The 17,317-nt window shown below is 60.6% G+C and carries 20 protein-coding genes; 10 read left to right on the forward strand and 10 right to left on the reverse strand.

Annotation, left to right across the window (positions count from 1 at the left end; genetic code table 11):
• Positions 1 to 16 precede the first annotated feature (16 nt).
• Genes bchM through idi form a run of 10 tightly spaced genes read left to right on the forward strand, consistent with a single transcriptional unit; the run spans position 17 to position 8,253 of the window.
• Positions 17 to 736 (forward strand): magnesium protoporphyrin IX methyltransferase, encoded by a 720-nt coding sequence (gene bchM, locus ACO08A_RS20245; protein ID WP_422037739.1) that lies wholly within the window; start codon positions 17 to 19, stop codon positions 734 to 736.
• Positions 736 to 2,172: a BCD family MFS transporter gene (locus tag ACO08A_RS20250; protein ID WP_422037740.1), complete on the forward strand. Its 1,437-nt coding sequence runs from the start codon at positions 736 to 738 to the stop codon at positions 2,170 to 2,172. Before bchM ends, ACO08A_RS20250 begins: the two co-directional genes overlap by 1 nt.
• A 35-nt stretch (positions 2,173 to 2,207) precedes the next feature.
• On the forward strand, positions 2,208 to 2,993 hold the full coding sequence (gene puhA / locus ACO08A_RS20255; protein WP_422037741.1) for a photosynthetic reaction center subunit H: 786 nt from the start codon (positions 2,208 to 2,210) through the stop codon (positions 2,991 to 2,993).
• Positions 2,990 to 3,670, forward strand: a complete 681-nt coding sequence (gene puhB, locus ACO08A_RS20260) for a photosynthetic complex putative assembly protein PuhB (RefSeq protein WP_422037742.1) — start codon at positions 2,990 to 2,992, stop codon at positions 3,668 to 3,670. Before puhA ends, puhB begins: the two co-directional genes overlap by 4 nt.
• Positions 3,671 to 3,679: 9 nt before the next feature.
• Positions 3,680 to 4,174 (forward strand): photosynthetic complex assembly protein PuhC, encoded by a 495-nt coding sequence (puhC, locus tag ACO08A_RS20265; RefSeq protein WP_422037743.1) that lies wholly within the window; start codon positions 3,680 to 3,682, stop codon positions 4,172 to 4,174.
• Entirely contained in the window at positions 4,171 to 4,476 is a 306-nt protein-coding gene (locus tag ACO08A_RS20270) for a hypothetical protein (protein WP_421983995.1), read from the forward strand. Before puhC ends, ACO08A_RS20270 begins: the two co-directional genes overlap by 4 nt.
• A gap of 56 nt (positions 4,477 to 4,532) precedes the next feature.
• Complete coding sequence (acsF, locus tag ACO08A_RS20275; RefSeq protein WP_422041786.1) at positions 4,533 to 5,582, forward strand: magnesium-protoporphyrin IX monomethyl ester (oxidative) cyclase; 1,050 nt, start codon at positions 4,533 to 4,535, stop codon at positions 5,580 to 5,582.
• Positions 5,583 to 5,592: 10 nt separating this feature from the next.
• On the forward strand, positions 5,593 to 6,450 hold the full coding sequence (gene puhE / locus ACO08A_RS20280; RefSeq protein ID WP_422037744.1) for a putative photosynthetic complex assembly protein PuhE: 858 nt from the start codon (positions 5,593 to 5,595) through the stop codon (positions 6,448 to 6,450).
• Positions 6,451 to 6,482: 32 nt separating this feature from the next.
• Positions 6,483 to 7,700: a 5-aminolevulinate synthase gene (hemA, locus tag ACO08A_RS20285; protein ID WP_422037745.1), complete on the forward strand. Its 1,218-nt coding sequence runs from the start codon at positions 6,483 to 6,485 to the stop codon at positions 7,698 to 7,700.
• A 25-nt stretch (positions 7,701 to 7,725) separates the two neighbouring features.
• Entirely contained in the window at positions 7,726 to 8,253 is a 528-nt protein-coding gene (gene idi, locus ACO08A_RS20290) for an isopentenyl-diphosphate Delta-isomerase (RefSeq protein WP_422037746.1), read from the forward strand.
• Positions 8,254 to 8,406: 153 nt separating this feature from the next.
• Here the strand turns inward: idi and pufC are convergent, their stop codons facing one another.
• From pufC to bchC, 10 genes are all read right to left on the reverse strand, one after another.
• Positions 8,407 to 9,543 carry a photosynthetic reaction center cytochrome PufC gene (pufC, locus tag ACO08A_RS20295; protein ID WP_422037747.1) on the reverse strand — a complete coding sequence of 379 codons (1,137 nt, stop codon included), beginning with the start codon at positions 9,541 to 9,543 and terminating at the stop codon, positions 8,407 to 8,409.
• A gap of 11 nt (positions 9,544 to 9,554) precedes the next feature.
• A complete protein-coding gene (gene pufM, locus ACO08A_RS20300; RefSeq protein WP_422037748.1) occupies positions 9,555 to 10,517 on the reverse strand; it encodes a photosynthetic reaction center subunit M in 963 nt (320 codons plus the stop codon).
• Between the two features lie 11 nt (positions 10,518 to 10,528).
• Positions 10,529 to 11,374 carry a photosynthetic reaction center subunit L gene (pufL, locus tag ACO08A_RS20305; protein WP_421983990.1) on the reverse strand — a complete coding sequence of 282 codons (846 nt, stop codon included), beginning with the start codon at positions 11,372 to 11,374 and terminating at the stop codon, positions 10,529 to 10,531.
• A gap of 145 nt (positions 11,375 to 11,519) precedes the next feature.
• Positions 11,520 to 11,717: a light-harvesting antenna LH1, alpha subunit gene (pufA, locus tag ACO08A_RS20310; protein WP_353995535.1), complete on the reverse strand. Its 198-nt coding sequence runs from the start codon at positions 11,715 to 11,717 to the stop codon at positions 11,520 to 11,522.
• A gap of 28 nt (positions 11,718 to 11,745) precedes the next feature.
• Positions 11,746 to 11,892 (reverse strand): light-harvesting protein, encoded by a 147-nt coding sequence (locus tag ACO08A_RS20315; protein WP_296594192.1) that lies wholly within the window; start codon positions 11,890 to 11,892, stop codon positions 11,746 to 11,748.
• Positions 11,893 to 12,021: 129 nt separating this feature from the next.
• Positions 12,022 to 12,258, reverse strand: a complete 237-nt coding sequence (locus tag ACO08A_RS20320) for a hypothetical protein (RefSeq protein ID WP_420333158.1) — start codon at positions 12,256 to 12,258, stop codon at positions 12,022 to 12,024.
• A 45-nt stretch (positions 12,259 to 12,303) separates the two neighbouring features.
• A complete protein-coding gene (bchZ, locus tag ACO08A_RS20325; RefSeq protein WP_422037749.1) occupies positions 12,304 to 13,749 on the reverse strand; it encodes a chlorophyllide a reductase subunit Z in 1,446 nt (481 codons plus the stop codon).
• Positions 13,743 to 15,329: a chlorophyllide a reductase subunit Y gene (gene bchY / locus ACO08A_RS20330; RefSeq protein WP_422037750.1), complete on the reverse strand. Its 1,587-nt coding sequence runs from the start codon at positions 15,327 to 15,329 to the stop codon at positions 13,743 to 13,745. The genes bchZ and bchY overlap by 7 nt, the downstream gene beginning before the upstream one ends.
• Positions 15,330 to 15,343: 14 nt before the next feature.
• Positions 15,344 to 16,351, reverse strand: a complete 1,008-nt coding sequence (locus ACO08A_RS20335; RefSeq protein ID WP_422037751.1) for a chlorophyllide a reductase iron protein subunit X — start codon at positions 16,349 to 16,351, stop codon at positions 15,344 to 15,346.
• On the reverse strand, positions 16,348 to 17,289 hold the full coding sequence (gene bchC / locus ACO08A_RS20340) for a chlorophyll synthesis pathway protein BchC (RefSeq protein ID WP_422037752.1): 942 nt from the start codon (positions 17,287 to 17,289) through the stop codon (positions 16,348 to 16,350). The genes ACO08A_RS20335 and bchC overlap by 4 nt, the downstream gene beginning before the upstream one ends.
• Positions 17,290 to 17,317: the final 28 nt, after the last annotated feature.

Genomic DNA, 17,317 nt, shown 5'->3' on the forward strand with positions numbered 1-17,317 from the left:
GAGGGCTGACACGACGATGACACGGGCCAACTACCTGCAGCGGATCGGTGAGATCGAACATTATTTTGATCGTACCGCGCTGGATGCCTGGAAAAAGCTGACGGGCGATCAGCCGGTCAGCGGCATTCGTGCAACCGTGCGGCAGGGCCGGGAAGACATGCGCAACACGCTCGCCGGATGGCTGCCGCAGGATCTGACCGGCTGGCGCATTCTGGATGCCGGATGCGGGTCCGGGGTGCTGTCGCTCGAACTCATGGCCCGCGGCGCGGATGTCGTTGGCATCGATCTGTCCGCCCGCATGATTTCCTATGCGCGGCAACGGGTGGCGGACCAGCGCACTGCCGGCAGCTTGCCGCAGACAGGCTCGGTCGAATTCAAAAGCGGCGACATGCTTGATCTGACGCTCGGCTCTTTCGATGCCGTCGTCGCCATGGATGTCCTGATCCACTACGCGCCGGATGATGCCAAGCGGGTCCTGGAAAGCCTGGCGATGCGCACCCGGCGCAGTCTGCTGTTCACGCTCGCGCCCAGCTCCCATCTGCTGCGGGCCATGCTGTTGGTTGGCAAGGCCTTTCCGAGGGGAGACCGGGCGCCTGCCATTTATCCGACCCATCCCGAACGGCTTGTGCACCAGCTCGTCCAGCAACCGCATATGACCGGCTGGCACGCGGGCCAGACACACCGGATCTCCGTCGGGTTCTACACCTCTCAAGCCATGGAGGTGGTCCGGTCGTGATGCTGAACGCCGCAAACAGAAAGATGATCGCGCTCTGGCAAAAGGCCGGAACGCGTTTCATGCCGTTTGCGGATGCGGCCTCGGAAGACGTGCCCCTTTCCCGCCTGCTGCGGCTCGCCCTGTTCCAGGTTTCGGCGGGCTGTGTGCTTGTTCTTTTGACCGGAACGTTGAACCGGGTCCTGATCGTCGAACTCGGCGTTTCGGTTGCGCTTGTCTCCGCCGTGGTCGCGATACCCGTGCTCGCAGCCCCGCTGCGCCTTTTGATCGGACACCGGTCCGACACCTACAAGTCAGTGCTCGGCTGGCGGCGCGTTCCCTATATCTGGTTCGGCAGCCTGCTGCAGTTCGGCGGTCTGGCCATCATGCCTTTTGTTCTGCTGCTGCTGCACACCCAGACCGTTGGTCCCGGCTGGGCTGGGCCAGTTGGCGCAGCGGTTGCCTTCCTTCTGACCGGGTTCGGGCTCCACACCGCACAAACAGCGGGTCTGGCACTCGCAACGGATATCGTGCCGTCCGCGAAACGGCCGCGGGTCGTCGCGCTGCTCTATGTCATGCTGCTTGTCGGCATGATCTTGGCCTCGGTTTTCTACAGCATTTTCCTCGTCGATTTCTCGCACAAGCAGCTCATTCAGGTGATCCAGGGAACGGCCCTGTTGACCCTTGTGCTCAACGTTATCGCGATCTGGAAGCAGGAAGCACGGGACCCGAGCCGGACCGCGTCCGACAGGAAGCTGGTCGGGTTCTTCGAAGCTCTCTCGGACTACCGTGCGCACCCCGGTACCATGCGGCTGTTGCTGGCCGTGGCGCTCGGATCCGCAGCCTTCTCCATGCAGGACATCCTGCTCGAACCTTATGGCGGCGAGATCCTCGGAATGAGCGTTGCGCAGACGACGCTGCTGACAGGCCTCTGGGCTGCAGGAACCATGGCCGGTTTTGCCTGGGCCGCCTACAGCCTGAATCACGGCGCGCACATGTACCGCGTGGCAGCGCGCGGACTGCTGATCGGAATAGCCGCGTTTTCAGCCATCATTCTCGCTGCGCCGCTTGGCATGGACGCGCTGTTCTTTGCAGGTGCGGCGGGGGTCGGGCTTGGCGGCGGGCTGTTTGCGGTGTGCACGATGCTGGCTGCGATGGGAATTTGCAAGACATCCGACAGCGGCATTCTTGTCGGGGCCTGGAGCGCGGTCCAGGCGACGGCGATCGGTGTCAGTCTGCTTCTGGGCGGGGTGATCAAGAACGTCGTTAATGCGCTTGCATTCGAAGGCGTTCTCGGTCCGGCGATGAACACGGCCGGCACGGGATATCTCTTTGTCTATCACCTTGAAATCGGGCTTCTGTTTCTTTGCCTGGCGGTTCTCGGGCCTCTGACCGGCCTTCGCTACAGGCAAACCCAGGAAAATGACACGCGATTTGGACTGGCCGAACTGCCGGGGTGAACCCGCACGGCCGAGAACTGAATGGAGGAATTGACATGACCGGTTCCCTCGGCGGCAGCCTGGATGTCGCGCAAGTGGTGCTCTATGCGTTCTGGATCTTCTTTGCAGGCTTGATCTGGTACATCCGCCAGGAAGACCGTCGTGAAGGCTATCCGCTGGAAGACGATGTCACCGGCAAATACAGCAAGGACCCCTGGCTGTTCGTGCCGGACAAGAAGACCTTTGTTCTCCCGCACGGTCAGGGCGTGAAGAAAGTCCCAGATCTGCAGCGGGATGAACGCCCCCTCAACGCCAAACGAACGGCGAAGGGGCCCGGTTACCCGCTCGTGCCGGAAGGCAATCCGCTCCTTGCCGGTGTTGGGCCAGGGTCATGGGCCGAGCGTTCCGATACGCCCGATCTGACCGCCCATGGCGATGCCCGGATCGTGCCGATGCGCACGGCGGAAGGCTTCGATATCGCAGAAGGCGAGACCAATCCGATCGGGCTCACGGTCATCGGCTGCGACGGCAAGGCTGCCGGCACGGTCAAGGATGTCTGGGTCGACCGCGCGGAACATCTGATCCGCTACTACGAAATCGAGGTTGAGGGCGGGTCGGCCAGCACTTTGTTGCCGAACAATTTCGTCGTGATCAAGGGCGGCAATGCCCGGGGCAGGGCGCCTCATCTTTACGTCCATGCGATCACGTCCGGACAGTTTGCGGATGTTCCTGCACGGGCCAAGGACGAAACGGTGACTCTGCTCGAGGAGGACAAGATCGCAGCCTATTTCGGTGCCGGCCTTCTCTATGCGCTGCGTGACCGTCAGGAGGCGTTCCTGTGAAACAGTTTGTCACCCGGGAACATGAACTTGAGCCCGTGCCGGGTTTGCCGGGGACCCTTCCGGAGGGCGAGCAAATGCTCTGGCAGGGTCGCCCGTCCGCGCGCCTTGTGGCAAGGCACGTTCTCAAAAACCGCTGGATTGCGGGGTATTTTCTTGTGCTTGCGGTCTGGGCGGTCGTCGGCGGGCTGTATGATGGCAGGCCTCTTGCCGGCATCGTGTTTTCCGTTGCGGTCCTCACTGCGCTGGCAGCCATCGTGATCGGCATGCTGGAACTGTTTGCATGGGGGGTTCACAAGACGACCCTCTACACGATCACATCAAGCCGGGTCGTGCTCCGGTTCGGTGTGGCGTTCTCGATTACGCTCAACCTGCCGTTCAAGCAGATTGGCGCGCTCGCTCTGGCTGACCAGGGCAACGGCGCGGGCAATGTGGCGATCCAGCTGTTACCCGGGCATCGCCTGTCCTGGCTGGTCCAATGGCCGCATGTGCGCGGCTGGCGGTTTGCCAATGTCGAACCCAGCCTGATCTGCCTGACGGACGCGAAGAAAGCCTCGGATGTTCTGGCGCTGGCCCTCAGCCAGCATGCCTCGGTGCATTCAGGACACGCGCGGCTGACACAGGCCGGCCCCGCCAAGGGGACGCACGCCGGACCGGCAGCGGTGGAAGCAGCGGAGTAGGAGTTGGAAATGGGATCGGTCTCGCAGCTTGGATATTTCGGTGAACGCAAAGGCAAACGCACCAACACGTTTCCCAAGGGCGTTCTGCTGGGTGCCGTTGCGCTGCTGGTCTTCGCGGCAGGAGCCATCGTGTTCGGCCAGACAACCGGTATTGGTGTCATCAAGCATCGTGCCGGGTCACCCGTCGCAATCCGCGACGTGACGATTACCAGAACCGCCGACGACAGCGTGATGGTCAAGGACGCACGCAGCGGTGCGCTGATCGCTGCCTATGAAAAAGACAGGGGCGGCTTCGTGCGCGGCTCGCTGCGGGCGTTCGAGCGCATGCGCATGGTCGCCAAGGTCTCGGAAACCGCACCCTACCGGATCATCAAATGGGAGGCGGGGACCGTCAGTCTGTCGGACACGGCAACTGGCGAACGTATCTACCTGGAGGCCTTCGGCAAGGACAATGCCGCGGCCTTCGAGGTGCTGCTTGGTCAAAGGAGAGGAGCAAGCCAATGAAACCGATATTTGCATTCTTGAGATGGAAGGAGAACGTCGACTGCACCGTTGAGATCAACAATACGTTTGATCAGCTAGGTGCGCATGTCCGCTTTGACAACGGTGTTGTCGTGCACCCGGGAGACGAGGTGTTCGTACATGGCGCTCCGATCTCGATCCCCTACGGCGAAAGCGAGAGCTTCCGACGCAAGGCGACCATCCGGCGTGCCGGTGCGCTTGAGCGCGCCTGGACCCGGGCCACGGGCGATTTCGAATTCATGGAATTGTGCGAATTCAGCTTCACAGAAAGGGCATTGTCATGAACAAGACCGTATCGCCGAAGGAGCTGGCCGCCAACGAACCGACGCTTGAAAAGCGCATGGCTGCCCAGAACGACACGACGCGCAGCGCCATGGTGTCCACCATGCTGACACCGCGTTTCTACACAACCGACTTCGATGAAATGGACAAGATCGATGTCGAACCGGTGCGTGAGGAGTGGGATGCGCTTATTTCCCAGATGCGCAGTGATCCGAACCGGGGCCATTTCAAGCGGAACGAGGAGTGGGAAGACATCGACATCGATGCTCTTCCGGATGAGCTTCGCGAGGAGCTGATCGACTTCCTCGTCTCATCGCTTACATCGGAGTTCTCAGGCTGCGTTCTCTACAAGGAGATGAAGCGCCGCGGAAAGAACAAGGAGATCTGCGAACTGTTCGGCTACATGAGCCGGGACGAATCCCGTCACGCGGGTTTCATCAATGATGCGCTGAAGGATTTCGGCATCGGCGTGAACATGGGCTTTCTCGCCAAGGCGAAGAAGTACACCTACTTCAAGCCGAAATTCATCTACTACGCGACCTACCTTTCCGAGAAGATCGGCTATGCGCGTTACATCACCATCTACCGGCATCTGGAGCAGCATCCCGACAAGCGCTTCCACCCGATCTTCAAGTGGTTCAAGCAGTGGTGCAATGACGAGTTTTCGCACGGAGAGGCGTTTTCGCTGATCATCCGTTCGGACAGGCGGCTGCTTGAGGGCCGGAACAAGCTCTGGATCAAGTTCTTCCTGCTTGCGGTGTTTGCGACCATGTATGTGCGCGATCACATGAGACCGGCCTTTCACCAGGCGCTGGGCGTGGATATCGACGACTACGACATGAAGGTCTTCCGGCTGACATCGGAAATCTCCCGGCAGTGTTTCCCGCTTGTGCTTGATCTCGACAATCCGTCGCTGGTCGAAGGGTTCCGGCGCATGGAACGCATCAACCGGAAAATGCAGGCCGCCACCGAAAAGGGCGGGTTGACCGGTGCTGCCGGGAAGGCCTGGTGGGGCGCGGCGGCCGGGCTGAATTTCCTGCGCATGTACATGATACCGGCGAAACAGAACGACCTGCCGGAAACGTCCCGGCTGCAGCCTGTCTGGTAAGGAAACCGCGATGAACCTTGCGAACCCGGTCACGGCAATTCTGGTAGCCATCGGCGTCTGGTGGCTGTCGACCGGGCTCGTGCTGGCGATGGTTCACTGGTCGGCAAAGCGGAAGCTCGAACCCTGGCAGCTCCTGCCGATGGTGACCGTTTTCGGCGTTGCCGGGTTTCTGCTCATGCTCTACGGCAGCCGGAACCTGACGCCACTTGGATCTTATGCGGGCTTTTTCGGTGCCCTGCTTGTCTGGGCCTGGCACGAAACCACGTTCCTGACCGGTATGGTCACCGGCCGCCGGAAGGAGGAATGTCCGCCGGGCCTGGCGGGCTTTGACCGTTTCAAGGCGGCCTGGAAAGCGGTTTGCGACCACGAAATAGCCATCCTTGTAACGGGCGTCTTCCTTTGGGCGACGCTGTCAGGCGGGAGCAATCTGTTCGGGCTTGCCACTTTCGGCCTTTTGTGGGGCATGCGCATCTCGTCAAAGGTTCTGATTTTTCTTGGCGCGCGCCATGCGGTCAGCGGCCTGATGCCACCGGCGATCCTGCACCTGCGGAGCTACTTCAATACCGGCAAGACGACACGGTTGTTTCCCGTTCTTCTGGCGATCGCCACCGGTCTGTTTGCGACCCTTGTGGTGGGCGCCGCGCAGGCCAATCTCGACTATTCAATTGTCGGCCATATTCTGCTCGCAACCTTTATGGCACTGGCAATCTTCGAGCATCTCATTCTGGTTTTGCCTTTGTCCGATACGGCGCTCTGGCGCTGGGCGGTGCCGAAGGCAGTCCCGGCCGAGGCTGCGTCAACAAATGCGACACAGTCAAACCTGTCATCCGTGCATGTAGCGGCCAAGGGCCGCGCCGATGCGCAATGACCGGAACGATTTCTCAGGGAGAGGAGAGACCGATGAACATTTTTGAGCACATGGAGACCGCCCTTTCCGATTTGCACACTGCCGGAAACTACCGTGTCTTTGCAGAACTGGAGCGGCATTGCTCTGCTTTCCCGAAGGCAACCTTCCATGACGAGGACGGGGCGACACGGGACGTGACGGTCTGGTGTTCCAACGACTATCTGGGAATGGGGCAGAACCCGGTGGTCACGGAGCGCATGACCGAGATCATCCAAAAATGCGGTGCAGGTGCGGGTGGAACACGCAATATTTCCGGCACGAACCACTATCACGTTCTGCTGGAGCGCGAGCTCGCCGACCTGCATGCCAAGGAAGCCGCGCTGATTTTCACCTCCGGCTATGTGTCGAACTGGGCGGCGCTCGGAACGCTGCTTGCCAAGATCCCCGGGATCATTGTCTATTCGGATGCGCTCAACCATGCCTCGATGATCGAGGGCATTCGCCACTCACGATGCCAGAAGCGCCTGTTCCGGCACAACGACCCGGGCCATCTGCGGGAACTCATGGCAGCCGACGATCCCGAGGCTCCGAAGCTCGTCGCCTTCGAGAGTGTTTATTCGATGGACGGGGACATCGCGCCGATCGAGGAGATTTGCGATGTCGCGGATGCGTTCGGGGCCATCACTTATCTCGACGAAGTCCATGCCGTCGGCATGTACGGTGCGCGCGGGGGCGGGGTTGCCGAACGCGAAGGCCTCATGGACCGCCTGACGGTTATCGAAGGCACATTGGGCAAGGCCTTCGGGGTGATGGGCGGTTACATCACCGGACCGGCCGTCCTGATTGATTTCGTGCGCTCCTTTGCGTCCGGTTTCATTTTCACCACCGCACTGCCGCCGGCGCTTGCGGCTGGCGCGACCGCGTCGATCCGGTACCTGAAGGAGAGCACCAGGGAACGGGAAGCGCATCAGGCCGTTGTCGCCAAGGTTCGCGCGGCGCTTGATGCGCGGGGCATTCCGCACATGGACAACCCGAGCCACATTGTTCCGGTGCTCGTCGGAAATGCCTCCAAATGCAAATGGATTTCCGATGTTCTTTTGAGCAGCTTCGGCATATACGTGCAGCCGATCAACTATCCGACGGTTCCCGTGGGAACCGAGCGGCTTCGGATCACGCCGACACCCCTTCACAGCGATGCCGATATCCGGCAGCTCTCCGAGGCGTTGTGTTCGCTCTGGTCGCAATGTGCCCTGGCGCGTGCGGTTGCCTGAAACCTAAAGGTGGAATCTGGATTAGATGAACAGGCACATAATCATTCCGGCGGTCGCCGATGATGGCTCGCTGTTTCCGGTCGAAAAAATGGCCGCGCATGTCCAGGGCCTGCTGCATCTGGCTGTCTCGGTGTTTGTCTTTGACGGGGACCTGCTTCTCATTCAGAAGCGTGCGGCGATGAAATACCATTGCGGCGGGCAGTGGGCCAACACCTGTTGCAGTCATCCGCACTGGGACGAGACCGTCGAGGCCTGCGCGGAACGCAGGCTGCAGGAGGAGCTCGGGTTTTCCCTGTCCCTGACGCGGCACCAGACGGTCGAATATGAAGCCAGCGTTGGCAACGGCCTGAGCGAGCATGAGCGTGTTACGCTGTTCACCTCAGAAGTCGACCGGACGAGGCTCGACATAAAGCCCAACCCCGAAGAAGTCGATGACATTCGTTGGGTTGATGCGAAGACGTTGCATGCCGAAGTCGCCGAGACACCGGACGCGTTCACGCCCTGGTTCCGCATCTATCTGGAACGTTTTCCGGACCTGAAATTCAGCGCCTGACGTCATTTGTTTTCGTGACAGACGCAGAGAAGCGGCAGACCGGTGGTCCACCGCTGCCATTTGCCATTGCGCCAAAACCGGTTCACACTGAATGCGAAAAAGAAAGGGAGCCCGAAAGGCTCCCTTTCAAGTAACGGTCCCGCCGGCGCGGGGTTAGTTTCCTGCATCCGCGACTGTGGTTTGGAGAGGCAGCGCGGATGAATTTGCCGGCGTTCCCGCACCCATGACCTGGGTTTCCCCCGGAACATATGTGGAGAAATCAGGTACGTCGGTCGGTCCCTTCTTGTCGAGCGCGTCGACATAGTCCTGCAGCATCGACTGGCCGTAGAGCGGTTTTTGAACACCGTTGTGGCAGGTCGAGCAGCCGATCTTGAGAACGTCGCCCTCCGGCCCCAGCCGGTTTTCCGGGAAGACGGGTGTCAGCCCGACCATGTAGTCGACGTTCAACGCCCTGGTCATGTTGATCCCGTGCCAGGCCGTGACACGCTGGGGCGGGCTCTGATCCCAGTCATTGAAGGCACGCGAATTGTGGCAGGTCACGCAATTGACCCCCAGACCCTCGGACATGTGCATCATCAGGGCCCAGGTGCTTTCGGTTTCCTTGGTGCCGGCCGGGTTCGGACTGTCCGGATCGGGCAGGGCGGTCAGAGAATGCACGCGGATCGACTTGTCTTCGAGCAGATAATCCATGAGCGCGTTTTGCGGCATGGAGGTGTTGCCGACGAATTTGCCGACACCGCCGTGGCGGCTCATGGCGCTCGCCGGTTTCGGCTCCTGATCGTCGTACCAGTAGTTTGCCGGTATGTGCTGACCGCGGTGGCAGGTGTAGCAGGTCACGCCGACATCGCCGACATGGTCGCCCCAGTCCACATTGATGGTCTGGTTCATCTGGATCATGCGCCGGGCGACAACCTTCGTGTACACCTCGTCCGAGGCGAAGTTCTCTGCGTTGTGGCAGTATTCGCAGCCTTCCTCGGGTGAGATCCATTCCGTGATCGCGGCCATGAACTGGTTGAACTGATCATCGGAAAGATCCCCCAGGACCTGGACGTTCTCGTACAGCTCGCTCGCGCGGTCTCCTTCGGGATCAGCCTCCCAGGGAGCTTCGGGGACGACGTTCGCCGCCATGAGCGCCTTTTCCTTTTCAATGTCCTTTTCCAGGTACATGCCGGTGCCGCGGTAACCGATCTGGACCGATTCAACCGGCGGTGCGTCCCAATCCGCACCGACAAAGCTGGCGATGGCAAGGAGCGTTCCGGCGGATGCTGCAAATGGTATCCAAAGTTGCATTTTCCCTCTCCTTACTGCGCCATCGGGTCAACGACGTCCGGATAAATGTCCGGCAAGGGTGCGACGATGCCGTGCTCGATGCCCCACAGGTACCAGTTGTCGACAACGGTGCCTGTCAGAAGAATGCCGATGCCGCCGGTCAGCGGTGTCAGGATGGCGAACCACCAGGCCCATCTGTGAACAGATTCCATGGTCGCGTTGAAACCCATGGTCCAGCGCCAGAAAAGTGCTGCGCGCTCAGAGGCGGTGCCCCGGTCGGTGATCTGCTCCAGCTCCCGTTCACCGCCGTATTTTCCGACGGCCAGGATGGTTGCGCCATGCATGGCGAAGAGCAGCACCGAGCCGTAGAGGAAGACGATCGACAGACAGTGGAACGGGTTGTAGTAGAGGTTGCCGTACCGGATCGAGAAAGCGGCGGTCCAATCAAGATGCGGGAAGATCCCGAACGGCACGGCCTCGGAGAAATTGCCCATCAGGATCGGCCGGATGAAGCCGAGAACGAGGAACAGGAAGATTGCCGAGGCGAAGGCCCAGGCAACGTGCGTTCCCATCTCGAGTTGCCGGGCCCGCCGGTAGACGCGTACCCACCACAACAGGATGGACGCGGTCAGGAAGAAGCCGGCGATCAGCCACCAGCCACCGTCGTTCAGGGGCGGCATGGACAGGCCGTACTCGGCGGGCGGCGGCTCGAGGCCGAGCCAGAACAGCTGGCGGACGAACTGGATGGGATCCCAGCCGACCGACGCCCACATGTTGAGGCCGATGATCTCGAATGCGATCAGACCGAAAACGAGTGACAGTGTTCCCAGATAGCCGAGATAGATGGGACCGAGCTGGGCGTTGCCGATCCAGCCCAGCAGTCTCGACATGATGGGCGTTCCGGTGCGCGGACTGTCATCCTTGGGGAGCGGCATGCCCTCTTCGGCAGGGCCGCTGATTTGAACGATCGTGAGAATGTTCTGGTATTGGGTCATGACGTTTCCCCTCAGTTCCAGATCGGCAGGTCAAGCCACCAGTTCCACCATTGCGGCCAGCCCTGGTTCCAGAAAGGTCCGCTGATGACGATGCAGACAGCACTCCAAAATCCCGCGTTCAACGCCAGGATCAGACCAAGCCGGTGAATGCCGAGCGTGCCGATGGAGTAGCCGATGATGTCGCGGAAGAAGGTGTCTTCATATTCAGGTGTCTTCACCTCGGCCTGCTGGCCGCCGCCTTCCATGGACGCGCCGGGATTGGCAGCCGAGAGAATGAGACCGCCATGAAGCGAAAGCGCAAGCGTCGTCGTGAAGAAGAACGTCACGGCGATCATGTGCGCAGGATTGTAGTGGAAGTGCAGGTACTGGTAGCCGACGTTGGACACCCAGTCGAGATGACTGAAAATGCCGTATGGAAAGCCGTGGCCCCAGGCGCCGAGAAGCAGCGGGCGAATGACGACAAGTGTCACGTAGGCGAAAATCGCGAAGGAGAACGCAATCGGGACATGGTATCCCATCCCGAGTTTGCGGCAGATCTCGACCTCGCGCAGTGCCCAGGAACCGAAGGCCCCGATCGCGCAGATCGTTATGATCTGCCAGAGGCCGCCTTCCTTCATGGGGGCGAGGGCGAGACCATAGGAAAGATCGGGAGGGGCGATCGAGATTTGCCAAATGTTCCAGGTTGGTCCGATCGCTGCGCCGTAGATCACCAGGGCTGTGCCGAGAATAATGAAAAAGGCACCGGTAATACCAAAGAAGCCGACATAAAACGGGCCGACCCAGAAATCGAAGAGATCTCCGCCAAGCAGCGTTCCGCCGCGTACGCGGTACTTTCTTTCAAAGCTGAGCAAAGCCATGAAGTCCTCCTTAGCCGCTGCATAACGGTGCATCAGCGCAGCTACTCTCTTGAAGCAGGGCTTGGTGGCGGAAGACGCTGAACGCCGCGTGAGCGAGGGACTGCGGGACCCTCCGCCACCGATGATGTTGAACCGTCCTGGTCGTTCAGACCAAGGCGGTGTTCTGGTCCGGATGAAGCAATTCGATTTGCGATCCGGGTCCCCAAAGAGCGGCGTTGTCCAGCCAGTTGTACTTTTCCGAGCTCAGCAGGATGAAGTGAATCAGCACTGCCAAGGTGAAAAGGAACACCGCGAGGCCAACGAGCACTCGACGCGGATCGAAGAGGAGCCAAACTCTCCACATGTCTTCACATCCTTATCTGGTGTGGACCCTAGAGCCACGGTTGGTAGAGCCACATCGAAATGTGGGCTAGGAAGGGAAAGAGCGACATCAAGATCGCGCTTTTGACGAAGTATCGATGAAACTCCTGCGCCTCCTCGTGCGAAATCCCCGTCAGGGACTCTTTGTCTGAAGCCATTGAAATGACCTCCGATGCTTGCCTTTCGGCGGTTACCGCGCACAACCCTCGCGGCAGGGGTCCAGTGAAGTCGGTAAACCGGTTCCTCTGGGCTTTTGCCAACGCCTTAGGCGCCGGCAAAACGGGGGGCTACACGTGAAAGGCGTAACCCAAGGCTGCATAGGCCGATGCTTTGGCTTCCTCGAAAACGGAGCCCTCGGCGCGGCCGTCCCGCGCGCTGAATACGGTGCTGATACGGACCAGTGCGATCGCGATGAAGCAAATCGGAAAAACAAGGAAAAACAGGCGCTTCATCATGAGACGGTCGGCCTCTCGCTCCTGATACCGGCTGCGGACAACCTGTTCCTGGTGTGTTGTCGAAACCATGCTACTTCTCCTTGGTCTTTTGAACCGGATGTGACGTTTCGTTTCTCATGCCGGAGCTCCGGCCGTCTTTGCGATCCTTGCGACATGGGCGAATGTGACCTCGGTCGCGTTGTCGGCCCATGCTTCCAGTTCGGCTGCCTCACGCAGACGCTTGGCGGCCGATATGCGCGCGAGTACCGGTTCCCGGTTGATCCGCGCGTCGAGTGCGGCGAGGGCATCCGGATGCCACTGGTATTCGGTCTTCTGGCGCGCGGAGGTCGCCTCGATCGCGTCGAGCTCACCGGCGCGCGGAAGGATTTCGAAAAGCACGTCGAACAGGGCGTTGCAGATTTCCTGAATCAGCCAGCAGGCGCCCGAGTAGCCCATGACAGGCGTCCCGGTGTGCCGGCGAACAATCGCCCCCGGATAGGAAAGCTGGATAAATTTACCCCGAGAACCCGCCTCCGCCATGTACATGCGTTCATTGAAGGAACCGAACATGATCATGGGGGCATTGCTTGCGGTGAGTTCCGCGACTTCCGGATTGTCCGTCTTGGTGCCGGCCTTGCGGGCAACTGCAAACGTGCAGGGCAGTCCCATCTCGCCTTCAAGGAAGTTCTGGACGCCGCGCACGTAGGTCTCATTCGCGACAATCGCGAAATTAGCGGTCGCAAAGAAGTCCTGGGTGACGGAGCGCCATAGATCCCACAGGGGTTTGAGCGTTGTGTGCTTTTCCTGTTCGATGAAGGGCTGAGGGTCGAGATCGAGGATCTCGCCGAGTGTTTCCAGGAAGGCGGTCGTGGAGTGAATGCCGATGGGGGCTTGCAGGTAGGGCCGCTCCATTGTCTCGCAGAGCAGACGGCCGAATTCGCGGTAGAGGCAAATGTTTGCGTCGGCATCGCCAAGCTTCCGCAGGTCTTCAACATGGCTTCCAAGCGGGAAAACCATGTTGATTTCCGCACCGATCCCTTCAACCAGCCGCCGGACCTCGTGAAGGTCGGAAGGCATGTTGTAGGTGCCGTAGATCGGACCGATGATGTTGACCCTCGGCTTTGCGCCTTCCTTGCGCTTGCGCGGTTTCGGAACACGTTTGGGTCCGAATTCGGTCCAGAGCCATTTCAAGGCGCGATCCGCGCTTTGCCACTGGTCTTCATCGATTGTACGCGGCAGGAAGCGCTTGATGTTTGAGCCTTCCGGCGTAACACCACCGCCGATCATTTCCGCAATGGAGCCGGTCACGACGACAGCCGGAAGATCCGGATCGAGCACCTGGCGGGCGCGCTTGATCGCGCTTTCGGTGCCATGTTGACCGAGCTCATCCTCGGAGAGGCCGCTGACCACGATCGGCAACTCGTGTGGTGGCAGCGCATCGGTGTAGTGCAAGACCGAGGTGACGGGCAGGTTCTCGCAACCCACCGGGCCGTCGATGATGACTTGGAGCCCCTTGATGGCCGTGAAGGCGTAGACGCTTCCCCAGTAGCCGCCAGCCCTGTCATGGTCGAGGATCAGCATCCGACGCTCTCCCCGTTATCGACCGCGTTCTGTGACTTCTTGAGGCGTGCGGCATATTTCTGGCGATAGCCGCTTTTGTCTTCCGGTACCCCCTGCCAGATACCGGATGTGTCCCCTTGGCCAACCCCTTCAAAGAAGTCCTGCATCTTCAGGAACCGGTCCTTGTTGGCGATCGCGGTGGAGATGACACCGGGCAGCGACGCGGTCCCGGCCGGCCCCATCAACGGCCGGGCCGAGATGAGGTTCGTGAAGTACAGAGAAGGTGTTGCACTTTCCTTCGCCTTCTGGACGACCGGCGTCGTGCCGATTGCCAGGTCAGGCTCAAACGCCTCGAACGCGTCCAGATCCTGTTCCAGCGACGCGCGGAACCGAACCTCGACGCCATGTTGTTCCAGCCACTGGGCATCTTCCTCGCTGTAGGGGGTTCTGGGGCAGGCGGTTCCCACATAGCGCAGATCGGCGCCGAGTTCGACGAGCAGGCGGCCGACGAGCAGTTCGGATCCCTCGTAGCCCGAGAGGGTGATACGTCCGTCGATCCGATTGGCACCAAGGGCAGCGGATATCGCACCGCGCATCGCGTTGCGGCTGGCGTTGGTCCTGTCTGCAGCAATGCCGCACTTTTCACCGATCGCCGAAAGCCAGGCATCGGTGCCTTCAAGGCCGATCGGAGCAGAGCCGACGATTTCGCGGCCCGCGGCTTTGAATTCCCGGAAACTTGCGGTGTAGAACGGATGAATGCCGGCAACCACCGCACAGTCGAGCGCCGAATAGAGTTCGCGCCACTCGCGAACAGGAACGGTTGGTCCGGCGGCCAGTCCCATGGGCTCGAGCATGCCGCCGATGACAACGGGATCGGCCGGGAAAACTTCACCCACAAGCGTTACTGTCGGTTTGTCCTTCAATCCGTCACGCGGCGGCAGGACAGGGCCTTCGGCGGCTTCCTGCCGCGCATAGGCGAGCATGGCAGCTGACAGGACGTCCTTGGCTTCGGCGTGTGTCGGCACTCCGAAGCCAGGCACGTCGATACCGACAATGCGCACCCCGTTAATCTGGCGCGGCAACATCTGCAACGGCACGCCGGATGCTGTCGGAACGCAGAGATTTGTCACCACAACAGCGTCGAATTTCTTCGGATCCGCCATTGCATGAACCGATTCGACAATGTCCTCGAAAAGCTTGCCGGTCACCAGCGTTTCGGAATCGAACGGCACGTACCCGACGGACCGCTTGGCACCGTAGAAGTGGGACGTGAAGGTCAAGCCGTAAACGCAACAGGCAGAACCGGAAAGTATGGTTGCAACCCGGCGCATGCGCAGACCGACCCGCAGCGATCCAAAGGCCGGACACATGGACTGTGGCTGGTCGTGCGGACCCTTGGGATAGTCTGCCTCCAGCCGATCCATGAGGTCCGCATTTCCAAGAGAGCGTGCGGAGGCTTTTGAAAACTCGGCCTTGCTGTGGCAACCGGCACCTTCAGCCTTGAGATCCGAGGACGCATCCGGGCGCGCGGCCTCGTCAGCACCGGTGGCGTCAGCGCTTCCTGCATGATCCGGCTCGCGTTCCTTCGGGTGCGTTTTCATGATCCTGTCCGGTCTTAAATCGTGTCGTAAACCACCTCGAGAGATGGCTTGTCGGCCGCGCCGGCCGCACACATGTCTTCGGGTGTCGCGGGTTCGAGTTGATAGTCGGCACCGGTTTCGCTGGAATCGAACAGGTTCAGCAGGCCGTCCTGATCAAGCGGGTCGGGCAACACCGGCGGCGCTTCCGCCAGGTTGATGGACAGCGACTCAAAGAGTGGTCCCCAGGTCCCGCCCGGCATGCCGATGATCTGGTAGTTCGCGCTTTTTCGGCGAATGTCCTCGTCCTGCGGGATCGACGCCAGAACCGGAATGCCGACGGCGTCCGCGAAGGCATGGGCTTCGCCCGTGCCGTCGTCCTTGTTGACGACAAGTCCGGCGACACCGACATTGCCACCAAGCTTGCGGAAATACTGCACGGCCGAGCAGACATTGTTGGCGACATAGAGCGACTGAAGATCGTTGGAGCCGACAACGACGACTTTCTGGCACATGTCTCTGGCGATCGGCAGTCCGAAACCGCCGCAGACAACGTCACCGAGGAAGTCCAGCAGGACGTAGTCGAAGTCCCAGTCGTGAAAGCCGAGTTTCTCGAGCGTCTCGAAGCCGTGAATGATACCGCGTCCACCGCAACCGCGTCCGACTTCAGGACCGCCGAGTTCCATCGCGAACACGCCGTCCCGTTTGAAGCAGACGTCTGAAACTGCGACCTCAGCCCCGGCTTCCTTGCGGGTCGATGCCGTCTGGATGATGGTCGGACAGGCGCGTCCGCCGAAGAGGAGCGAGGTGGTGTCGCTCTTGGGATCGCAACCGATCAACAGGACCTTCTTGCCAAGTTGTGCAAGCATGTAAGACAGGTTGGCCAGGGTGAAGCTCTTGCCGATGCCGCCTTTGCCGTAAATCGCTATGATCTGCGTTTCCTTGGTAACCGGTCCGGTTGCCGGGGCATCCGGTTCCACCGCGGCCTCCTCCCGGAGAAAGTCCTGCATCCGGTAACGCTGACCGGGCTGGTTTTCGAGGATCATGAGGGCTTCCTCCAGTCGATGACCATTTTCAGACAGGAAGGATCGTCAAAGGCGGTTCGATAGGCCTGCGAAGCTTCCTTCGGATGTGCGTGATGGGTGATGAGGCCTTTCAGCGAAAGGCGTCCGTCCGCGACAAGATCCAGAACGGCATGGGTGTCTTCCGGCGTGAACTCGGCGGAGAGCGCGATATTGACTTCGCGCATGAATGCAGGCGGGAAGGCGAACCTCACCGTATCCCCGTAGAAGCCGGCGAGTACCAGGACGCCATTTCGGTGCAATCCCGCGATCGCGCTGTCGATGGCGCTGGGGTCACCGCTCGCGTCGATGGTGCAATAGCTTGCCGCTTTCGAGGCGTTGCCGGCGGGGCTCAGAACGTCATACCCTTCCGCGCCCCTGCGCCGTTCGGGACTGGACTCCACCACACGCGGTGGCGTCTGGCCTTGCGCAATGGCGATCCGCGCCATCAAACGTCCAAGGACCCCGTGGCCAATGATCACATCGACCGGCTCCTGCGCCCGGCTGAGGGCGCGATGCGCCGTCGCGGCCAGCGCGAGCAGAACGGCGTCCTCCGCAATGTCTTCCCGGACCGGTATGGTCCGATTGCCGGGCACAACAAGGCGGTCCGCGGAGGCTCCGAAAAGGCCGGCGGCATTGGCGTAGCAGTTCGCTCCGGGGACGAATACGGTCTCGCCCGGCCGCCGTCCGGACCCTGATCCAGCCTCAACGACGGTGGCAATCGATTCGTAGCCGGGCACCAGCGGGTAACCCATGCCGGGGAACTGCGGCATGGAGCCTTCGAAAAGCATTTTCTCGGTGCCGGTGGATATTCCGCTGAAAAGAGTTTCGACAACCACGTCGCACGTGTCCGGCGGTGTCAGTGCCAATTGCTTCACGCTCAGCGTGCCTGGCTCTTCAAAGACAATTGCCGTGGTGTCCATCTTTGTGCCTCCCGCACATCGGATCCAG

It is taken from the genome of Roseibium sp. (assembly GCF_965232425.1).
In the GTDB taxonomy this organism is placed as follows: domain Bacteria; phylum Pseudomonadota; class Alphaproteobacteria; order Rhizobiales; family Stappiaceae; genus Roseibium.

Bases quoted from the DNA above. Each gene is read 5' to 3' on its own strand.
- bchM (WP_422037739.1), top strand. From the start codon at position 17: ATGACACGGGCCAACTACCTGCAGCGGATCGGTGAGATCGAACATTAT.
- ACO08A_RS20250 (WP_422037740.1), top strand. From the start codon at position 736: ATGCTGAACGCCGCAAACAGAAAGATGATCGCGCTCTGGCAAAAGGCC.
- puhA (WP_422037741.1), top strand. From the start codon at position 2,208: ATGACCGGTTCCCTCGGCGGCAGCCTGGATGTCGCGCAAGTGGTGCTC.
- puhC (WP_422037743.1), top strand. From the start codon at position 3,680: ATGGGATCGGTCTCGCAGCTTGGATATTTCGGTGAACGCAAAGGCAAA.
- ACO08A_RS20270 (WP_421983995.1), top strand. From the start codon at position 4,171: ATGAAACCGATATTTGCATTCTTGAGATGGAAGGAGAACGTCGACTGC.
- acsF (WP_422041786.1), top strand. From the start codon at position 4,533: ATGGCTGCCCAGAACGACACGACGCGCAGCGCCATGGTGTCCACCATG.
- puhE (WP_422037744.1), top strand. From the start codon at position 5,593: ATGAACCTTGCGAACCCGGTCACGGCAATTCTGGTAGCCATCGGCGTC.
- hemA (WP_422037745.1), top strand. From the start codon at position 6,483: ATGAACATTTTTGAGCACATGGAGACCGCCCTTTCCGATTTGCACACT.
- idi (WP_422037746.1), top strand. From the start codon at position 7,726: ATGAACAGGCACATAATCATTCCGGCGGTCGCCGATGATGGCTCGCTG.
- pufC (WP_422037747.1), bottom strand. From the start codon at position 9,543: ATGCAACTTTGGATACCATTTGCAGCATCCGCCGGAACGCTCCTTGCC.
- pufM (WP_422037748.1), bottom strand. From the start codon at position 10,517: ATGACCCAATACCAGAACATTCTCACGATCGTTCAAATCAGCGGCCCT.
- pufL (WP_421983990.1), bottom strand. From the start codon at position 11,374: ATGGCTTTGCTCAGCTTTGAAAGAAAGTACCGCGTACGCGGCGGAACG.
- pufA (WP_353995535.1), bottom strand. From the start codon at position 11,717: ATGTGGAGAGTTTGGCTCCTCTTCGATCCGCGTCGAGTGCTCGTTGGC.
- ACO08A_RS20315 (WP_296594192.1), bottom strand. From the start codon at position 11,892: ATGGCTTCAGACAAAGAGTCCCTGACGGGGATTTCGCACGAGGAGGCG.
- ACO08A_RS20320 (WP_420333158.1), bottom strand. From the start codon at position 12,258: ATGGTTTCGACAACACACCAGGAACAGGTTGTCCGCAGCCGGTATCAG.
- bchZ (WP_422037749.1), bottom strand. From the start codon at position 13,749: ATGCTGATCCTCGACCATGACAGGGCTGGCGGCTACTGGGGAAGCGTC.
- bchY (WP_422037750.1), bottom strand. From the start codon at position 15,329: ATGAAAACGCACCCGAAGGAACGCGAGCCGGATCATGCAGGAAGCGCT.
- ACO08A_RS20335 (WP_422037751.1), bottom strand. From the start codon at position 16,351: ATGATCCTCGAAAACCAGCCCGGTCAGCGTTACCGGATGCAGGACTTT.
- bchC (WP_422037752.1), bottom strand. From the start codon at position 17,289: ATGGACACCACGGCAATTGTCTTTGAAGAGCCAGGCACGCTGAGCGTG.